Below are 20,255 nucleotides of genomic sequence, written 5' to 3' on the forward strand. Positions count from 1 at the left end.
AGAACTGTTTTTAAAAATTTAATTTTTTATATATGAAAGAAAAAAATCAAGAAAAAATAATTAGTAAAAGTATTGAAGAAGAAATTACGCAATCTTATATTGATTATAGTATGTCTGTAATTGTTTCTAGAGCTCTTCCAGATGTTAGAGATTGACTCAAACCTGTTTTGAGAAGAATATTATTTTCTATGTACTGATTAAAATTATTTCACAACTCAAGTTTTAAAAAATCTGCTGCTGTAGTGTGAGAAGTATTATGAAAATATCATCCTCATGGTGATAGCAGTGTGTACGAAGCATTAGTAAGACTTACTCAAGATTTTTCACTAAGATATCCTTTGGTAGAATGACAATGAAATTTTTGAAGTATAGATGGTGATGGAGCAGCTGCTATGAGGTATACTGAAGCAAGATTAACCAAACTTGCAGAAGAAATGCTTCAAGATATTCAAATGCAAACAGTTGATTGGAGAGACAACTATGACAACTCCAAACAAGAACCAGTAGTTTTACCAACAAAATTTCCAAACCACCTTTGTAATGGAACTATGTGAATTGCTGTATGAATGGCTACAAACATGGCTCCACACAATCTTACAGAAGTTATTGATGCTTGTCTTTTATTGCTTGAAAACAAAGAAGCAACTTTTGACGAGATTATGAATATCATAAAATGACCTGATTTTCCTACATGATGAATAATATATGATTCAGAAAATATTAAAAATGTATATCAAAAATGAAAATGATGAATTCCAGTTCGTTGAAAAGTCTCAACAGAAGAAGACAATTGAAAAGAAAAGATAGTAATCTCCCAACTACCCTATCAGGTAAACAAATCAACTCTTGTAAGTAAAATATGAGAACTTGTTTCTACCAAAAAAATTGAATGAGTGGATGATATAACTGATGAATCCAACAAATCCAATATAAGAATTGTTATTACTTTGAAAAAATGAACAGATAAAGATAGTGTACTTACTTTGTTGTATAAGTATACTGATCTACAAACCAACTTTAATATAAACAATGTAGCATTAATAGATAAATGAATACAACCACAACTACTAAATATCAAAGACTTATTATTGCATTTTATAGATTTTAGAAGAGAAGTTATTTATAACAGGTCTGTATTCCAATTGAATAAAGCAGAAGATAGACTTCATATACTTTTGTGATTGGAAAAAGCAATCGATATACTTGATGATGTGATAGAAACAATTAGATGATCTCAAACAAGACAAGAAGCAAAAGATGCATTGATAAAAAACTTTGAGTTTTCTGAACCTCAAGCTGAGTATATACTTATGTTGAGACTACAAACTCTTGTATGATTGGAAATCCAAAAAATTATTGATGAGAAAAAAGAAAAAGAAGAATTGATTGAATACCTAAGAGAAGTAATTAATAATCCAGAAAAATTGGATGAAGTAGTAATAGATGAATTGATATACATCAAAGATGAGTACTGAGACGACAGAAGGACAGAAGTTTCTGAAAGCTTGGAAGTTTATCAACTTGATGATAGTGTAAAAAATCTAAAAAGACTTGAAGAGCTTCAAAAAGAAAAAGTTATTCTATGGATGTGAGATGATTTTGAAACTAAGATACTTTATCAAACAAGATTAAATATAATACCAGAAAATACTTTTGAAATCAAACATATTCACAACCAATACAAAATTTTTGCTATAAGTAAAACTTGAGAGCTTGTAATAAAAAGAATAAAAGATTTTGGATGACATAACATTAAATGAAATTGAATAGACTTCAAAAAAGACTTCAATCTCAATGAAGATATAGTATTTTCTGATATAATAGATGAGGATTTTGATTATCTTGTGCTTCTTACAGATAAAAACAACATCAAAAAAGTAAGCAAAGAACTTATTGATAAACTCAAAAAAACTCCTACCAAGATAATGTGACTTTGAAATTGAGAAAGCATAATAAAAATTCAAAAAATAAAAGAAAACGACAATGTATGAATACTTTCTCAAGAGTGAATGATATTGATGTTCCAAGAGTCAAATATTAGACCTAGCTGAAAAACTGCAGGATGAGTAAAAGCAATAGACCTGGACGAATGAGAAAAAGTAGCAAATATGTTTACTAATAGATGAGAGCCTTTCATATTTATCCATACAAATAAATGAGGGAAACTAATAAGCATGGAAGATATGAAAATACAAAAAAGATGACAAGCATGACTTGTAGCCACAAAACTTGATAGTAATGAAAAGCTTTTGGGTGGTATATCTATTGATGAATGAGCAGTTATGATGAAATTGAGTAACTGAAAAATGGTTGAAATTCACTCAAATGACATACCTTTGAAAGATAGAAATACCAAACCTTGAAAAATCACCGAAAAAGAAATACTTTCTGCCTTCAAACCATGGAGAGAGTAATTTAATAGATAACTTTCAAATATGTATCTAATTTATTGAAAATGAGATGTGTGAAATTGAATAAAAAATTTTCTAGGTTTTTTTGATGAACAATATGTTATGTTAGATGATAACGATTTTCACGAATGAAAAATAGATAAAGACACCAAAATCATACCAAGTCCCTGAATAAAACCAACTCATACTATATATCAAAAATATCAATCTCATATATGTTCTGAAATGGATCTTGTGCGAAATATTCTTCAAAAAAACAATTTAAAAGAAAATTTTAGATTTGTTTGAATAACTTGAAGTAAATGAAAATCTACTACTTCCTGGATTTTGTATAATATACTAAAAACCCACAATAAAAACACATTTATTTGAGGTAATTTTTCTCCATCATTATCTCAAACAGTTTATAATATTTTGGAAAAATGACTTGGAAATGATACCAATACTGTTGTTTTGGAAGTATCTTCATTTATGTTGTACAATACTCAAAATTTTGAATTTGATTATGCAGCATTTACAAACATAGAAACAGATCATTTAGATCGACATAGAGATTTTCAAGATTATTTATCAACCAAACAAAAAATTTTTTCTCTAACAAAAAATAAAGTAGTAATTTGAGCCAATATTGATACTGGATGACATGAAAACTATGAAATTTGTTCAGAAAAAAAGGTTTTTGAAACAAATCTTTTGGGAGAGCACAATCAAGACAATATAAATATTGCATTTATGCTTGCCAAACAAATAATTAACTTACCAGAAGAAAAAATCTTAGATTCAATCAGAAATATATACCCACTACCCAACACATTAGAACTTTTAACCACAATAGACAATATAAATATATACAATGATGGTAAATCTACCACACCAAATGCATTGTGATCTGCACTCAATAGTTTTGAAGAAAAAGTTGTACTTATTGCTTGATGAGCAGATAAGTGAGCTGATTTTAGTCAAATAGAACAAATTCTTTCACAAAAAGTTGCTCATGCATTTTTGATATGAGAAACAGCAGAACAAATATGAAAAATTCTAGAAAAATACTGGATTGGATATGAGATTTGTGACAGTCTAGAAGATGCGATATATCAATGATATTTTCAAGCCAAAAATCTTTCTAAAGATCTTGTTTTTAGTCCTGGAAGTTCAAGTTTGGATATGTTCTCATGATACAAAGAAAGAGTTGATGTTTTCAAAGAAAATATAAAATCCTTTATATCCAAATAAACATATGAAAACAAAACTAGATTTTCAATTATTGAAAAAAAAATGAAAAGCTAGAGCAGGGAAAATTACACTAAATAATAAAACAATAACTACACCTGTTTTTATGCCAGTTGGGACCAAAGCAACGATAAAATGAATGGTTTTGGATATGCTTAATGATCCTAAGTATACTTGATTGGATAAAAAAATTTGAATAATCTTAGCAAATACATTTCATTTGTATCTAAATCCTTGAGATGATACAATCAAAAATTTTGGTGGATTGCACAATTTTCAAAACTGGGATGGATTGATACTAACTGATAGTGGATGATATCAAGTATTTTCTTTATGACTTGATAAAAGAACTTCTAGGAACAAGTCGCTTGTAAAAATAAAAGATGACGGAGTTTGATTCAAATCTCCAAAAGATTGATCATCTCATATTTTTACTCCAGAAAAAGTAGTTGATATACAAATAAATCTTTGATCTGATATTATGATGGTATTGGATGTGTGCAGTCCTGTACATTGAAACAACAAGAAAAAAACAGCACAACAAATGCATCTTACTCACAAATGGGCTGACAAAGCATTTGATTATTTTTGATATAAATATAATGACACAAAATCTGTATTATTCCCAATTGTTCAATGAGGACTTCATGAAGATCTTAGACAAGAATCACTAGAATATCTAAAAAAATATTCCTGGGACTGAATTGCAATTGGTTGAGTTAGTGTATGAGAAACAAAAGAAGAAATGTATCAAGTAGTAGAATGGCTGAGCAACACTCTTCCAGAAGAAAAACCAAGATATCTTATGTGAGTAGGGACACCAGAAGATTTAGAACATACAATTTATCAATGAATAGATATGTATGATTGTGTATTACCAACAAGACTTGCAAGACATTGAGTTGCTTTTCATAGTAGTTGAGAAAAAGTAAGAATCAAAAACTCTGCAAACAAGATGAGTAAAAAACCTTTGGATGAAAACTGTGGGTGTTTTGCTTGCAAAAATTTTGCTAGATGATATATCCATCACTTATTCAAAGAAAAAGAAATGTTGTGAGGTATTTTACTTAGTTTGCATAATATTGTACATTTACACAAACTAACTGAAGAAATCAAAGAAAAAATTCTTCATAGTTAGAAAATCCAAAATCAACAATTTTAATTTATATACAATCAAGCTTATTTTCTATACAATCAAGAACCTTATTCATCTCAGATCTAAATTTCAGTTTTCTGGCAGTTTTTATATCTACAAATCTTGCTCAGTCTCACTCCAGTAATTTGAAATCCTTTGCTTTTTTATTTGTTCTTTTCATAAAAACACATCTTCTGATAATAACATCACCTTCTACCCCTTCTTTGAAAAAATCTCATACATAAAAACAGTTATTTATATCCAAATCGATATCCAATTCTTCTTTAACTTCTCTAACCAATGCCTGTCGTTTTCTTCTACTCCTCCACCAAAAAAACTATAATCTTCTCCAGATTTGGAATAACTTCATCTTTCTTGTATCAAAATCTGATTATTTTCATTCACAAATGTGATTCCAACAACTTCTTTCTGTTTCATCATAAAATTTATTTAAAAATAAAAAATTAGTATTTTTTACTAAACACCTGATTGAGTCTATCTTGACCAAGAACCACATCTTCTCATTTATCATATTTTTGTTTTTCTTCTGAAGTTAGAAAATCATAGCAAAATCAAATATTTTTTTGGAATTCCATTTTGTATTTATCTACATTACTTAAGGTTCATCAAGCTTCAACCTTTACCTCCCAGATAGATTTATGTATTACAGCATAAGCTCAATCAAGTATTTGTATATTTACATCATCTTTGAGATTGTATAACATATCAAAAGCAAAGCTTGCTACATAAGAAACAACTATAGTAATGTTCTTGTCTTTGGATAGTCTCTTTAGAGTAAACAGCAAATGATCTCTTATGTGACCTTCTCATCAACCACTATCCAGATGAATAAAAACCAAAGAATTATTTTCACCAATACTATTAATATCTTCAAAAGCTTTTTTTAGAAAATCATCCTTGAATTCTCAATATCGGTAAAATATCATTTTATTTGTTTTGTTTGTAAAATAATTGTATTTTTACAATATAAAATTAAGAATATATTTCAATAAAAAATAACTTACTCATCACTTGTTAAGTACTTTATAATAGCTCTTCAAAATCCAAATATTTCTAACTAAGTATTTAAACTTTCCAACAATTAGATTTCCTTTTTTCAATCTAGTGTTATAACATAGGCAGAACCTTCTCAACCAGAATAAATTCTCCCATCCTGCAAGTAAACTCAAACTCACTCCTCAAGGGCAATAACCGGAAATCCATAATTTCTTATATAATCATATATTTCTGGATCTTGTTTTGCTTTGTAATGACAAAAGATTGAATATCAATCAAAGTAGTTCAACCCAAGACAGTCTTGATCAGTCAATTTGGTCACATTCAAGTCCGGAGATGTGTTTATTTCTTTTCACATTATTATTGCTCAGGCACTTCATCAATATACTGGTTTTCCAAGTTCTGTAAACTTTTTGAGCAGTTTATCAAAACCTGTTTGTTTGATCAAATTCCACAATCTGAAAGTATTTCATCCTCATATATAAACACCATCGTAATCATTTACCAAACTATCTGTATCAAAATTGTCGTCTTCGTGTAATATCTCAAGTTTATATCATCTTTCTGCCGGGAAAATAGTATCTATCCATTTCCTGCAACCATCATAACTTTGGGGATAAAAAGCCCAAGGAATATATAATATCTTGTTTCAAGGTAAAGCATTTTTGTATAATCTATCAAACTTTTCTGATTGTTGTGCATCTCCACCTCCGGAAAGAAAAATATTATTCATCACAAGTTTTTTAGAAAATAAATTCAATTATATTATATAATAAAAATTAGCTAATATCCACAATAATATTAATAATATAGAAACTACAACAAAAATAATTTTTAAATAATACACTATTCTAGTATGACTGAATGCTAACATAAAATATATAATAGCAAAAACTGGAATTGATCAAATGAAAACAACCCATTCAAAACCATAGTAATCATCAAAAAGATATAGTATATAAAAAACAAAAAGTATATATGAAATTATTACAACAATAGATAAGTTTAATTTACTCAATAAAAAATCGTTCTCAATTTTTAAAAGATCTTTGCTTTCAAATTCTGACTTTATATTTTTATATTTTTTATTTATTATTAGATATAAAACTATGGATAAAATTAGCAATAATAAAGTGGATAATAATCATATTAACATTACAAGATCCCTATGAATATAAGGTTCAAAAAATGAATATGTAGTCAATGAAGCAATTATAAACATAAAAAATAAACATATTATTAGATATCATATAATATTATATTTAGAAAGTTTATTTTTGCTTTTGTATAAATAAACTCAAGTAACTGATAGAAGAACAAAAAAAACTAATATAGCAAGTAGCAAAGCAAAGCTCACACCATATGCAATCTGCACTCAATGGGTTGGACTAAATATAAGTAAATAAATAGAATAAGAAAAAATTGAAGCAAAAAAACTACCACTTAACATATACATTATATGTTGCATAATTATTTTATTTTGCACTATTTGCTCAATATCTGTATTATTTTTAGTTTCTTCTTTCATATTATTATAATTACAATCTAAAACCAACCCTAAACATCTAAAACAACTCTCCTCTCTTCATCACTCAACCCACACAAATCAAACACCATCTCATCAATTTGACTCTTCAAATCCAAGATTTCGTTTGTTTGGATTTTAAAAAATGAATATTTAGTCCTTATTATTCATATAAAATGAAAATTCAAGATCAAAGGATTTGCAATCAGGAAAGGTGGAAATTATAAATAAATCATCGTGTAGAAATTGAAAATAAAGCACTTTTGCATTTATCTTTTATTTCAAAAAAATTCTTTTTCCCTATCTTTGATTTTATTTTCCAAATCAATCTGCACTGCTTCCAGATTTTTGAAAATATCATAATTATTATATCTAATAACTTTGATTCAATATCTTTGAAAAACCAAGCTTCTTTCATTATCATAATCTACTTTTTCGTTATGACTTTCTCCATCAAGTTCTATCACCAACAATAATTTACTACAATAAAAATCTGCTATAAAACTAGAAATTGGTTTTTGTCTAGTGAACTTGTATCACAATGGGCGGAATTTCAAAACCATATGCCAAAAAATTCATTCTGCTTTGGTTTGGTTGCTTCTCAATTGTCTAGCAAAGTCTTTTTTGCTTTTATCATAATTTATGAATTGTTTATTTTTCATTTACTTATGATTTATTGGTAAATAGCAAACCCTCCACCGCAAGCGGTCCCCCTCCCTTATCAGGGAGGTAATTAGCCCCCTGATAAGGGGGCAGCTCAGCGGTTAGCTGAGCGGGGGTTTGATGTTCTCCCCTTACGACTGTAATAAGTCCCGCAACTCTGGAGTACTGCGGAGCGAGAACAAGGGGAATACTAAAAGGGAAGGGGTTTAAAAACTAAAACTTTCTTGCAAAATCAGGGAGGTAATTAGCCCCCTAATAAGGGGGCAGCTCAGCGGTTAGCTGAGCGGGGGTTTGATGTTCTCCCCTTACGACTGTAATAAGTCCCGCAACTCTGGAGTACTGCGGAGCGGGAACAAGGGGGATACTAGAAGGGAGGGGATTTAAAAACTAAAACTTTCTTGCAAAGTGGCCTTTAAATTTTATTAAATACCAATTTCATCCAAAAATTCAAGATATTAACTACTCAAATAAAAAAGACCAGCTCCTTTGGATAGAAGCCAGTCTTTAAGTATATTCAAAAATTTTTTAGTCTTCGTCTTCGTGTAAATGAACTCTCACTTCAAATCTAGTCATACCTGTCATCATCAGAGAGTATTTGATATAATTGATCAATCTAGACATATTTCTTCTTTTTTCCATATACACCTCCCAGTCTTCTCATCTAAGTCATTGTTTCCATTCTTCAAAATCATCTTTTGCTTGTGAAATAGTAATTGGTGAAGCTTGATCAAATCAAGTTTTGAAATCTTCAGACAAATCTTCATCAATTTTATCAAAAAGTTCTTCCAAAAATTCTAGTCAAGATTGATTTGTTTGTGGTTTGTAGTACATCCAATCTGGCAAATCTCCATCTTCTTTGGTAAGGGTATCCCTTGATTGTGGTGCGGAGTTTGAGGGGGTATATTTTTAATATCACAAAAAATTATAAAGTTTTTTGATGAAAAGCATTTATAAAAGTATCAACAATTTCTATACTTTCTTTAATATACTCATTTTTCATAAATTTGGGTTGCTCTGAAAATTTTACCATTTCATCAATATTTAATATAGTCATATCATTTTTTGTATGAATTATTTTGTGCCTTATATTGAAAAGTTTTTTCAGATTTTCTAAATTATTAATATTTCAAGTATTAATTCAAAATCATTTATTAAAAGCTTTTTTTAATTTATCAAAATCTTGAAAATTTATCAATTTATCATCAACTATTTTTAATACTTTCTCTTTTTCACTACTGATAGTATTTAATTCAACTATATATTCTGTATATTTTTTTGAAATAAATGTATTTATAATAGCATTTGAGTTTATAATTTTTTCATCCAACAATTCCAAAAATCTTGTCTTTCAATAAACTTCTATTCAAATAACAAGCATAACAATTATTTGTTGATATATTGTTGTCTCAAATAAATAGTCCTTTATTTGTGAATTTTCAAATAATTGATTTATTTTTTCTCTTTGCATTTCATATTTTTCAATCGCACTTGCTTCCAAAACAGTCTCTCATCATACATTTATACTAAAACCCTTTACCATAATATTCTCATCTCATACTTGATAAATATCTCAATCCTTTCACACTCTAAAATTTAAATTTTCATTTTCAACACTTTCAGTTTTTATTAAATCTTCTGAATCTGTTCAAAAATACAAATTATTTTTTGCACTCCAAGTTATTGTTATAATAAAATTATCTTTTTCTTTAAAATTAGTTATATCTAATTTGCAAATTTTTGTTTTTATATTTGGATTACTTTGGACAAATCTTAGAATATATTTTCAGTTTTCTATAACTCTATCTAGGACAAAGACAGTTTTATTTTTATAGTCTTTTATTATAGAAATATAATTATCATTTAAAAATAAATTTCATTTACTAATATTAAAATATATGGTCCCTTCACTTTCATTGATTTTTGAAAAATCTATAATACTTTTTAACATCGCTAAAATTTAAAAACTAAACTATCTAATATATAAAGCTTTAAATATAAAATGCAATAGTGGTCTATACAGCAAAAATTAACACAAAAAAACCCAACTAAATTTTTTTAGTTGGGTTTCTAAAACTTAATCATATTTTACAACATCAAATCTATCATATAGTCTTCAAATCTTATATATGCTCAAGACAAGTCAACTTCTTCTATATCAAAAAGTAAATACTCTACATCTTTATCTCAAGGATTTGATGAACAAGAAATACAACCACTATATCAATCTGGTCTATAATCAGAATCTGAAGCTTGCACAGTACGAGAAATATTATATTCATAACCATCATCTGTAATCAACTTAGCATTTCTAATATATACAGCATTAGGTTTCTTTCAGATATTTTCGGATTCCAACTTAACTTTCAAAAATTCATTTGTTGCAGTAAACTCATTCAAATATCACAGTTTAACCTCACTTCAAGCCCATTCATAATCTCTTATTTTTACTTTAGATTTTTTGTCCGAATCATCTTCATCTACAAAAGTTCAAAAGTCTCAAATTGAGACACTTTCAAAATCTTCATCATCTGTAGTTTCAACATCACTAGAATCAGATAATATATCAGGTGCATTATCAGAAAAATTTTCATAACTCTTAAAGTTAACACTGGAATATTCAGCTTTTAGTTTTGTTTCATAAATATCTTTTAGTTCATCTTCTAGTTCATCCATCTTTTGTTCAATCTCTGTATTTGATAAAGATGAATCAAAAGGTACTGACATCATTTCTTCAACAATATCTTCTGATTTCTCATAGAAGTAGTTTGCTATTTCTTTTTGTTTCTCTTCAGATAAATCTTCAAAATCAGTTTGAGTACAACCAGATAAAATCAAAGAAATTGGTATTACTAAAAATAGAAACTTTTTCATTTTACTTAATATTAAGTATGTAAAATCAAGGCTATTGTTAAATAATTTATATTATTTTTCAATAGTTTATTTATATAGGCTTAATAGAATGTATTCTCCATACATCCCAATCAACAATCTTTCGTAATGTAAATTTTCTTTTAGATAGTCATACAAATTCTCATCATTGAATCTTAGAATGAGTTAAATATCAAGTTACTAGAATAATTTCATCCTTTCATCTTGGACTTTCCTTAATTTCAATATTAATAATTTCAACAGGCAATAAATAATTTTTTTCATGAATATTATCATAGGAATAACAATTATAATTGTTTCTTAAGACATAGTGTTCATCATATTTTTTGTCCTTAGGTATTGATTTTATGGTATCTTTTTCCCATTGTAAAAGATCAATATCTACTGTTCTCATAAAATCACAATTTCTCTTATTTCTGGCTTCGTTATATTTATCAAACCATTGAAACACATCATTTGAATAATCTTCTTTAAATTTTTGATGTTTTGATTCATAAAAGTAAACAACTTCTTCTAAATAATTATTTCTTTTTTGCTCATTTTGTATTCAGTTAATTATAGTATATGGTGTAGAAAAAACAAAATAAAAAGTCATTAATAACAAAAAAATAAGTGCTAAAAAATATTTCAATAATTCATAATCTAATTCAATATTTTTAAATGATACTCATCAATAATTTTTTTTATTTTCCTTTAATTTTTTAATATATTCTTTTCAAAGATCATAAATAGGAATAAAAGGGGATATTATGAAAATATATATTAAAGCCACAATAATATTAAATAAACTTATTAATAAATTACAAGTATTTCTAATGAATCACCAAAAGTTTTCTATAAATGATTTAATACTTCTTTCCATTAGTTTAGAATATATAATATAAATAAAAACATAAAGAGTTTAAGATGATTATTTATATATTTTTCTATTTCTCACTTAAACTAAACCACCTTTTTTCAATTCATCAAAAAACTCACTATATAAATCGCTAAAAGATTTTTCATAAAAGTATATAAATTTTTCGGGCTCCTTGGTTTTATCAAAATTCTTTATCTTATTAGCTTCATTTAAAAGCTTTTCCATATAATCATAATATTTTAAATAATAATAAAAGTCATTTTTTTCATAAGTCCTTAAATCAACTTTATAATTAGTCCAGTTATTTAATTTAATAAATTGATAAAAGTATGAAGCTCTAATAGAAGCATCAGATAAATTATTTGGCAAATCATTTTTATCTTTTTTTATAAATTCTTCTAAGCTTTTTATTTTAGAAATATTATAATCAAGCTCTTCATTTATTAACTCAACAATAGTATTATATTTTATATCTTTTTCCATAAATACTACAAATAATGTAATGGATATTGATAAAAAAAGTCATATTACAGAAATTGTTGATATTATATCATCAAAAGTTGGTTTAAGAAAACAATATAAAATTATAATAATGAAGAGTGGAATCAAAATTAAAAAAAGTGAAAAAAATTTTAATAAAAATATATATAGCTTCATAATTTAAAAAATAATATTAAATTCATTTACTGTTCATCTTCTTCAGACTCAACAAGAAGCTGAGAAGGAGTTTTAGGAGGTTGTGCTGGCATAGAGTGTTTTTGTGATTTTCAGTCATCATTTTGTACAAATTTCTTTTTTTCATTATCAACCATTTTTTAATAATTTATTATATAAAAAATAAATAAAAGCAATAGTGCAAATAATATAAAAATAATAGTTAAAAATACAATAAATTTCTGTATTTTAAAATAAGCATTATTATCATCAAATTTTCTGTTTTTATCCCAAGAATAAATTTGTTTTTCATAATTTTGTGAAGAAGCCCAAAAATAAATTAAAATCAAAATCATATTTGATAAAGCAAGTCACCATGAAATAAAAAGCAGACTTTTACATTCTGTAGTGGGATGTATACTTTCTATTGCTACAGAAAAAGCAAATACTCAAGCAGACAAATATATTAAATGTTGTCAAAACTTATATTCCATTTTATGTTTTTCTCAAATAAGATAATCTCTATATTTATAATAATGTTCAATTTCTAGCTTTTCTGTATCTGTTAAATTCTTCTTTTCCATTACTTTATACCTAACTATCTAAAATAACTCTCCTCTCTTCCTCACTCAACCCATACAAATCAAACACCATCTCATCAATTTCTCTATCACACTCATCAATTTGACTTTTCAAATCCAAGATTTCGTTTTGTTTGGATTTGAACCAAGTGAGTAGCTCCTCTTCTTCGCTCATTGGCATTTTTTTGATTTTCAAAGCTTTTTTGAATTCGGCAAAGTCCAACTCCCAAAACTGCTGCAATTTTTTGCTTGGCTTGTCTATCTCAAATCTTGTTTGCAAAAACTCCAAAGTAGTATTTATTTTGTCATTCAATTCCTTGTTTTTCTCTAGCATAAAATCAGCTTTGGCTATGAAAGGTTTTTGTTCTTCTGGAGAGATGTTAGGAATTGGTAGTTCCCTTAGATTTCAAATCCTAATCTCTGGAAAAACATTTCATTTAGGTGGAAATAATTTTGAATAAACATAAGTAATAAATTTGCTATTAAGTAGAACTAATACATATTTTAAATTAAATTCTTCATTTATAAGATTTCATATATATAAAACATGTGTTGATAAATTTTCATCTTTATCATAAGTTGCTATAACACCATTTCAAACTCTTCTAATAAAAAGTTTTTCTCATCTGAAGTATTCTAACTTAGTAGGCCTTGAAAGCTTTTCTGGTATAAATTCAATATATCTACTTTGATTTAAAATATACCTATTCATATCTTTTCAAGTAACTATAGGAAATGAATTAGAAGATTTCTTAGTATTTGATATAAACTCCTTATCATTTCAAGTTTTGATACTTTCTCTTATTCATAAAATATCACCTAAATTTAATGAATTTTCTTTACTTTTTGATATTATCTGTTTTGAAATAGTATCAATTATTATATTAAATCATTCAAAAGGATTTTCATAAAAATCATTAGATTCAATAGTTCTTATATTAACAATATCTGAATCTTTAGACACATTAATCCTTACAAAATTATTTTTACAATCTTTATAAAAAATAAATATCATTGTAGGCACTGTTGCTTGTTTAAATACTCAATCTTTTAAATTTGATATCTCAGTAATACCTCACTTTTCAGTCATAAATTCTCTTAGTTTTCAAAATGAGTTATTAGTTAATAATACACTTGGATTAATAAATGATAGTATTCAATTTGATTTTAAAAGATTAATTGATTTTTCTATAAATAAAGCATATAAGTCATATATTTTATATGTTGTTTTGTAATTATTTTCAAAAAAGCTTATTTCATCATTAGACAAAACATTACTTTGAAAACTCACATACGGCGGATTCCCCACCACCACATCAAAACTTCCTCCAAACTCTTTCTCCCAATCAAAAGCCTTTTCTCCAGCAACTTCTGGATCATCTATCAAAGAATTACCACACTTGATATTTTCATCCAAATTTGCCAATTTCTTACCCTTTTGAGCTGTTTTCAACCACAGAGACAACTTGCTTATCTCCACAGACTCCTTGTTGAGATCTACTCCATAAATGTTGTTTTGCAAAATATCCTTTGCCAAATCCCCTTTGTCAAAAAGTCATTCCTTACCACCACTTAGCACATCAAAAACCCTCACATTCTCAGCCAAGAGATAATCAAAAACTTTTACCAAAAACGCACCACTACCACAGGCAGGGTCCAAGACTTTGATAGACTGCAATTTCTTTTGATATTGAGAATAAGTTTGATACAACCTTTTTTCATAATTTTTGTCTTGAATATCCTCTTTGAGCCCTACCTCCTCAGCTATCTGCTCAAACTGCTCTTCCAGATACTTTCATACAGAATTTTTGACTATATAATCCACTATATACTCCGGAGTATAAAAAATCCCATCTTGCTTTCTTTTGGAAACTTTGTTTTCTAGGTTTTCGTTGTTATCGATTTTCTCTTTTAGCTCTTCCAAATCACTAATAGACTGCTCAAATATATGCCCCAAAATATTTACAGATAAATCTTCAGCAAAATCATAATCCCCCAAATCTACGAATTTCTCACAGATTTCATCACTTGCTTCCAAGGCTCTCAGCTCGTGGTCTATGGCAAACAGTCAACCGTTGTATCCATCAGGAATTCATATTTTTTCACTACCTGTATCTACTGCACGGAAATACCTTTGTATCAACTCCCAAGGACGAAAATCAAGTTCGGATGCTTTTCTTACATATTCTTTGAGCTTTCCCGCTGGTAGCAACCCCAAATCTTCACAAAAGTGTATAAAAACTATTCTATCTATTATTTTTTGTCATTTTTCCAAGATTAGCTTGTATTTGGCTTTCTTTTTGGCAGGGTCTTTTTTCTCTTCGGGAGTTAGATTTTTTTTGATAAGGTCTCTGAGCAGCTCCAACCTCAAGGCTTTGTATTCTTCATAAAATTTTTTGGTGATTTCTTTGGATTGGATAATCACATCAGAAAGTAGTTTTTTGGTTTGGCTCTCTCATTGTGGAGAAATTAGATTTGCTTGAGAAAGAATATAATAAAACTGACGGAAATTTTGGTAGTTGTTTTCTGGATTTAGTAGATCTGCGATAGTCCAGGCTTCGTATTCATAATAAGAATCTGTATATAGCCTAGTTTCCCAAAAGTTGGAAACGATGATAAAATGACAGTCTTTGAAAAAAGGTTTGTATTTGAAAGCTTGCTGTACTGGGGATAGGTTTCATTCTCTTTTTTGTGGTTTGTCTAGAGAAGTGGCAGCATCTTTGACTTCTACTACTGCTTGGATTTTGTTGTTTTCTGGATCTTGTGAATCAAAAAATCCCAGTCCAAAATCTGCTTTTTGTCAGCCAACGGGAGCTTTGGGCTGTGCTTCTCTGTGATAGATTTGGCTTTCTGTCAAAGATTTGTATCCCAAAATTTTCCCAAGTATGTCTTCGTTGAAAGATTGCTCTACTTCCTGCTCGGATTTCTTGGTCAAAGTTCAGCTTTGGTATAGCTTGTGCCAGTTTTGAAGGATTTGGATTTTGTGGTCCAAGTCAGGAATTTCAAAGTTTTCTAGCTTTTCGTTGATTAGCGAGGATTTGAATAGTTTGTGCATTTTCAGTTCAAAGTTGAAAGGGTAAAGTTGAAAGCATTTCCAAGGCCGGCCTTGTTGTGTTTGTTATGCCTCAAACCCGAGCCCGGGGTCTTATCAAAAGGCGGTCTCTTATATTTATCTTTTTATAGTCAAATTCAGGATTTTTTCAATTAAAAAAACTAGCCGTGTTTTGGCTAGTTTGGATTATAATATAGTATTTATACTACTGATCTCAATAAAAGTATTTTCTAATTTCTTTCGCTAGTCTATCTCCCTCAGCTTGTCCAAATTTTAGATAAGATTCCAATTTAGAGTCTACCAATTCCTTTAATTTAATTAGAATCAACAATTCCTTTAATTGAATCAAAGCTCTTAATATTATAAAGATATTCCTCTACAACCACTTGTTCTTCACTTGTTAGTTTAATATTAACATTTCAAGCTAAATATCTGTTAATTCTATCCAGACTTTCTGGTGATAATCATAACTCTTCTGCTTCTTCTGCAGTTATTTGTGGAAGTGATATTCTGTCTAGTAGCTTTTCATAATTATTATTAACATAATCACCAAATTCCTTAATAAATAGATTTTTAACAATTATAGTATCATCTACAATTTCTCAATTTTCATCATCAGAATTTATATATTGAAATCTAATCATCAATGAACTTGGGTTTTCTGAATCTTCTACTTGTTTTACACTTAATATTTTAGCATCACCTAATCATTGAGATTCTAAATAGGCTCTTGCTTCCTTTTCCATAAATTTTTCAGTCAATATATCTTTTGGTCAAATTTTATTTAATGAATTAATAATGTCTCCTGATAAAGCTTTTCCAAGTTCACCGGCTCTATCTTGAAAGTTCTCTTCAACTCAACCTATTCATTTTCTCATTTCTTCTGTCATTTTATTGTTAATTTAGTATATAAATAATATTGACAACATTGATACTATAATCATAGATAATTATTTTTACTAATTTTTCAAGAGATTTTTATATCTCAAGGCCGGCCTTGTTGTGTTTGTTATGCCTCAAACCCGAGCCCGGGGTCTTATCAAAAGCTGGTTCTTTTTGTATTTGTTATGCCTCAAACCCGAGCCCGGGGTCTATGGTTCGGGGATGTGTAATTTATCTTTTTATAGTCAAATTCAGGATTTTTTCAATCAAAAAAACTAGCCAGATTTTGGCTAGTTTGGATTTGAGGATTAACAATTAATTACAATATATTTAGTTATTTCTTATTTAAAGTAAACTATCTATGTAGTGCTTTAAGTAAAAAATCTCTTACTCTATCAGTAAATTTTGAATTTTCTAAATATCAAAACTTTCTATATAATAAATGCTTATCCAAAAAAATTAATTCACCTTGAATAAAGTATTCTTCAGATGAAATATTTAAGTTTTTTATATATGCAGGAAATCTTTCATTTTCTGACAACCTTCACACCACAACATATCAATTATCCTCCATATCCGATACTAAATCTCTTTCTTCTCAAGATAAATTTAAACAATGTTTTATAGGAGAAATATTATAATCTTTTCATGTCATGGAATAAGAAAACAACACTTCTCAAGTTGCATTATCAATAAATATCTCATTTTCAAAAGTTTCTGGAGAACTATTTATGCCAGAATTTATTGCTACACTTTCCATTATATTTTTATTAACAAATAAAATAAATGTTAGACAAAAGTTATTTTATACTATCTACTTTTATGACCCTATTTCAAAATTTTGAACTTTCTTCTGCTTCTCTCACAGCAACTACCCCAGCTTGTCAGCTTTCTTGTTCAAGTACATCTTCAAAATTTACACTTGCTCATTCAACAGATTTAAGGACATAGTCCCCGTCTGTTGAATCTTTATCAAAATGAAACAATTCTAATTTATCCTCTGTACTTATAGAAATATCATAAGAAATAATCTCACCATGAATACTTTTCCTAAAATCCTCCAAAACATCTTTACTTGTACTAATTTCTGTTTCTCAATAAAGAAACACACTATAAAGGCCTCATCACACCTCAGTGATAAGCTTATCTAAAACAATATCTCATCTAATTTCTCATTTAAAAGTTATACTACCAGCCACTGTATTCATGTTTTATTATTAATTTAATATATAAACATTATTGACAATACAAATATTATAATAAACTTAATTATTTTAACTAATTTTGCAAGAGATTTTTTGTTTATTGCATTAACTCCGGGCTATAAATAGTTGAATTTAAACTCGAGCCTGGGGTCAGTAATTCGGGTCTTTGTAATTTATCTTTTTATAGTTAAATTCAGGATTTTTTCAATTAGTTTCCCGCCCGGGCGCAATCACGCCCGGGCGCAAAGGAAATTTGATTATTAGTTATGAAATTAAAACTACCCATTTATTAGTAAAATTCATAAGTATATCAAATTTTATACACAAAATATTGACAACATATTTTTTTTATTATAAGATAATTTATTTATTTGCCTAAAACTCAATCATGAAAAATAGTTTACAAGAGACAGTTGCAAAAAATGAATGCAGGGGAAGTTCAGAGATTTGAGAACAGACCAGAAGTAAACTTTTACACCTATTATACTGACAAACAACTAGCATAGAATTAGACCCAACATTACAAAACATGGATAAGTTGGAGACTCTTCAAGTGCTTGAAGATGAAATAATATGACAAGATGCTGCTAAAAAACAACTCGTAGATGCAGTATTTGACAATATCAATACAATTAGACCTAAAAAAAGCCCTCTAGGTGTGTTCTTTTTTGCATGACCTACCTGAGTTTGAAAAACAGAAATTGCAAGAGCTCTTGGAAAAGCTTTATTATGATGAGAAGACAGTATAACAAAAATTGAGTGTGAAAATTACACAAAATCTCATACTATAAATAATTTATTTGGGTCTCCTAAAAGTTATGTTTGATATTGAGAATCTACTCCACTTTGTGACACAAACCTATTTCGTCCATTTTACCAAGCCAAAGAAAATTGAACAATATGTCCATCTATAAAAAGACTTAAGTGATTTTCAATAATTCTAGTTGATGAAATAGAAAAAGCACATCCTGAAATCAGACAAGCACGACTTTCTGCTATGGATGATGGAAAAATAACCTTATCTACTGGTAAAGAAGATGACAAAAACCTAAGTTTTTCTAAATACACTAATTTATCAAATTCAATAATAATTTTCACTTCAAATATTTGAACACAATCAGAACCTTCACCAATCTGATTTGTACAATGAAGTCAGGACCAAACAGAAAGAGAAAATTACCTAAATAGTTTGTATGAAGAATTTTCTCCAGAATTTATATGAAGAATAGATAATTTTATAATATTCAACAAACTAACCCAAAATGATTGCAAACAAATTGTACAAAAACATATTAGAGAAATAAACCGATACCTTCAAATTCTTGCTTTTAAAACAAAATTACATGTAGAAGATGAAGTTATAGATTATATAATAAAAAAATGATACAACGATGCTAAATGAGCAAGAGAAATTGAAAGAACCATAAGAACTTATATTCAAAAACCACTTGATAAAATAATACATTCATGACAACTTGATCCATTAGAAGAGCATCAAAATGAAAACCCAAATCACTATCTTCAAATAAATGTTGTACTTGACAATGATTGACAAATAAGGTTTTTTGCTGAAAACAAGTTTGTAACACCTGAAAATTTAGAAGAAGAAAAAAATAATTCAGAAAACAATATACAAGACAAAAACTACAATGAAATGCGATTTAATAAATGATCACTAATAAAGTCTTCTTTAGCTGCTTCCGAAGCATATCAAGAATATATTAACATACATACAGATCCTTGAGCTTACTGAGCATACTGAGAAAATAGAGTACAACAAATAGAAAACCAACTACAAAGGATGTGAATATGACCAGAAAAAAGAAATTTACTAAGAAAAAAATGATATGAGGCTATTTTTAAAAAATTTAAACATATACTAACTTATGAATGAATAGAACTACTTACTCCAAAAGAAAAAGCTCTATTTCGCCCTCATAGCATATGAGCAATTAAAAAAGTCATAACACACATTCTAAAACAATATGATGAATCATTTTTGTATGATGAGGAGTTCTTTTGGGATATTGTAGAAGATATTATGCAAAGAGTATCAGTAATGAATAAATCCCAAATATCAATAAAACAAAAAGTTGTTATAGCAAAATTGATAGATGCATACATCAAAGACAAATATCCAATAACTTAATAA

The 20,255-nt window shown here is 27.9% G+C and carries 21 protein-coding genes; 5 read left to right on the forward strand and 16 right to left on the reverse strand.

Annotated features, from left to right (window positions below; translation table 25 throughout):
* The first annotated feature begins 32 nt into the window (after positions 1-32).
* From HLG78_RS00375 to tgt, 3 genes are read left to right on the forward strand one after another with little or no spacing between them, the layout of a single operon-like run.
* Positions 33-2,414 (forward strand): DNA gyrase/topoisomerase IV subunit A, encoded by a 2,382-nt coding sequence (locus tag HLG78_RS00375; RefSeq protein ID WP_231178297.1) that lies wholly within the window; start codon positions 33-35, stop codon positions 2,412-2,414.
* A 21-nt stretch (positions 2,415-2,435) separates the two neighbouring features.
* Positions 2,436-3,644: a Mur ligase family protein gene (locus HLG78_RS00380; protein WP_231178299.1), complete on the forward strand. Its 1,209-nt coding sequence runs from the start codon at positions 2,436-2,438 to the stop codon at positions 3,642-3,644.
* Positions 3,645-3,648: 4 nt separating this feature from the next.
* A complete protein-coding gene (gene tgt, locus HLG78_RS00385; protein WP_231178301.1) occupies positions 3,649-4,779 on the forward strand; it encodes a tRNA guanosine(34) transglycosylase Tgt in 1,131 nt (376 codons plus the stop codon).
* A 25-nt stretch (positions 4,780-4,804) separates the two neighbouring features.
* Here tgt and HLG78_RS00390 read toward each other — a convergent pair whose 3' ends face one another.
* The 10 genes from HLG78_RS00390 to HLG78_RS00435 all read right to left on the reverse strand — a co-directional run bounded on the left by HLG78_RS00390 (position 4,805) and on the right by HLG78_RS00435 (position 12,212).
* The gene (locus HLG78_RS00390; RefSeq protein ID WP_231178303.1) at positions 4,805-5,077 is read right to left on the reverse strand and encodes an NUDIX hydrolase; all 273 of its coding nucleotides are present in this window, start codon (positions 5,075-5,077) and stop codon (positions 4,805-4,807) included.
* The gene (locus HLG78_RS00395; RefSeq protein ID WP_231178305.1) at positions 5,032-5,217 is read right to left on the reverse strand and encodes a hypothetical protein; all 186 of its coding nucleotides are present in this window, start codon (positions 5,215-5,217) and stop codon (positions 5,032-5,034) included. Before HLG78_RS00395 ends, HLG78_RS00390 begins: the two co-directional genes overlap by 46 nt.
* Positions 5,218-5,240: 23 nt before the next feature.
* A complete protein-coding gene (locus HLG78_RS00400) occupies positions 5,241-5,723 on the reverse strand; it encodes a hypothetical protein (RefSeq protein WP_231178308.1) in 483 nt (160 codons plus the stop codon).
* A 155-nt stretch (positions 5,724-5,878) separates the two neighbouring features.
* Entirely contained in the window at positions 5,879-6,526 is a 648-nt protein-coding gene (locus tag HLG78_RS00405) for a Type 1 glutamine amidotransferase-like domain-containing protein (RefSeq protein WP_231178310.1), read from the reverse strand.
* A gap of 1,061 nt (positions 6,527-7,587) precedes the next feature.
* Positions 7,588-7,980 (reverse strand): endonuclease domain-containing protein, encoded by a 393-nt coding sequence (locus HLG78_RS00410; RefSeq protein WP_231178312.1) that lies wholly within the window; start codon positions 7,978-7,980, stop codon positions 7,588-7,590.
* Positions 7,981-8,506: 526 nt separating this feature from the next.
* On the reverse strand, positions 8,507-8,812 hold the full coding sequence (locus HLG78_RS00415; protein WP_231178314.1) for a hypothetical protein: 306 nt from the start codon (positions 8,810-8,812) through the stop codon (positions 8,507-8,509).
* 91 nt (positions 8,813-8,903) lie between these two features.
* Positions 8,904-9,929, reverse strand: a complete 1,026-nt coding sequence (locus HLG78_RS00420) for a hypothetical protein (protein WP_231178316.1) — start codon at positions 9,927-9,929, stop codon at positions 8,904-8,906.
* Between the two features lie 137 nt (positions 9,930-10,066).
* Positions 10,067-10,852, reverse strand: coding sequence for a DUF4352 domain-containing protein (locus HLG78_RS00425; protein WP_231178318.1), 786 nt, complete (start codon positions 10,850-10,852; stop codon positions 10,067-10,069).
* Positions 10,853-10,922: 70 nt separating this feature from the next.
* Positions 10,923-11,732, reverse strand: a complete 810-nt coding sequence (locus tag HLG78_RS00430; RefSeq protein ID WP_231178319.1) for a hypothetical protein — start codon at positions 11,730-11,732, stop codon at positions 10,923-10,925.
* A 75-nt stretch (positions 11,733-11,807) separates the two neighbouring features.
* Positions 11,808-12,212, reverse strand: coding sequence for a hypothetical protein (locus tag HLG78_RS00435; RefSeq protein ID WP_231178320.1), 405 nt, complete (start codon positions 12,210-12,212; stop codon positions 11,808-11,810).
* Between the two features lie 19 nt (positions 12,213-12,231).
* Here HLG78_RS00435 and HLG78_RS00440 point away from each other — a divergent pair, with 19 nt between their 5' ends.
* Positions 12,232-12,393 carry a hypothetical protein gene (locus tag HLG78_RS00440; protein ID WP_231178321.1) on the forward strand — a complete coding sequence of 54 codons (162 nt, stop codon included), beginning with the start codon at positions 12,232-12,234 and terminating at the stop codon, positions 12,391-12,393.
* A 19-nt stretch (positions 12,394-12,412) separates the two neighbouring features.
* On the opposite strand, the gene HLG78_RS05390 is transcribed toward HLG78_RS00440, so the two are convergent.
* The 6 genes from HLG78_RS05390 to HLG78_RS00465 form a co-directional block, all read right to left on the reverse strand.
* Positions 12,413-12,541 carry a hypothetical protein gene (locus HLG78_RS05390; RefSeq protein ID WP_275670612.1) on the reverse strand — a complete coding sequence of 43 codons (129 nt, stop codon included), beginning with the start codon at positions 12,539-12,541 and terminating at the stop codon, positions 12,413-12,415.
* A 3-nt stretch (positions 12,542-12,544) separates the two neighbouring features.
* On the reverse strand, positions 12,545-12,967 hold the full coding sequence (locus HLG78_RS00445; protein WP_231178322.1) for a hypothetical protein: 423 nt from the start codon (positions 12,965-12,967) through the stop codon (positions 12,545-12,547).
* Positions 12,968-12,977: 10 nt separating this feature from the next.
* Positions 12,978-16,019, reverse strand: a complete 3,042-nt coding sequence (locus HLG78_RS00450) for an Eco57I restriction-modification methylase domain-containing protein (protein ID WP_231178323.1) — start codon at positions 16,017-16,019, stop codon at positions 12,978-12,980.
* 311 nt (positions 16,020-16,330) lie between these two features.
* Entirely contained in the window at positions 16,331-16,906 is a 576-nt protein-coding gene (locus HLG78_RS00455) for a hypothetical protein (RefSeq protein ID WP_231178324.1), read from the reverse strand.
* Positions 16,907-17,253: 347 nt separating this feature from the next.
* A complete protein-coding gene (locus HLG78_RS00460) occupies positions 17,254-17,658 on the reverse strand; it encodes a hypothetical protein (protein ID WP_231178325.1) in 405 nt (134 codons plus the stop codon).
* A 40-nt stretch (positions 17,659-17,698) separates the two neighbouring features.
* Positions 17,699-18,106 carry a hypothetical protein gene (locus HLG78_RS00465; protein WP_231178327.1) on the reverse strand — a complete coding sequence of 136 codons (408 nt, stop codon included), beginning with the start codon at positions 18,104-18,106 and terminating at the stop codon, positions 17,699-17,701.
* A gap of 385 nt (positions 18,107-18,491) precedes the next feature.
* Between HLG78_RS00465 and HLG78_RS00470 the strand changes: the two genes are divergently transcribed.
* Complete coding sequence (locus HLG78_RS00470; protein WP_231178334.1) at positions 18,492-20,252, forward strand: AAA family ATPase; 1,761 nt, start codon at positions 18,492-18,494, stop codon at positions 20,250-20,252.
* Positions 20,253-20,255 lie beyond the last annotated feature (3 nt).

Origin of the sequence: Candidatus Absconditicoccus praedator (assembly GCF_021057185.1) — a bacterium.
In the GTDB taxonomy this organism is placed as follows: domain Bacteria; phylum Patescibacteriota; class Gracilibacteria; order Absconditabacterales; family Absconditicoccaceae; genus Absconditicoccus; species Absconditicoccus praedator.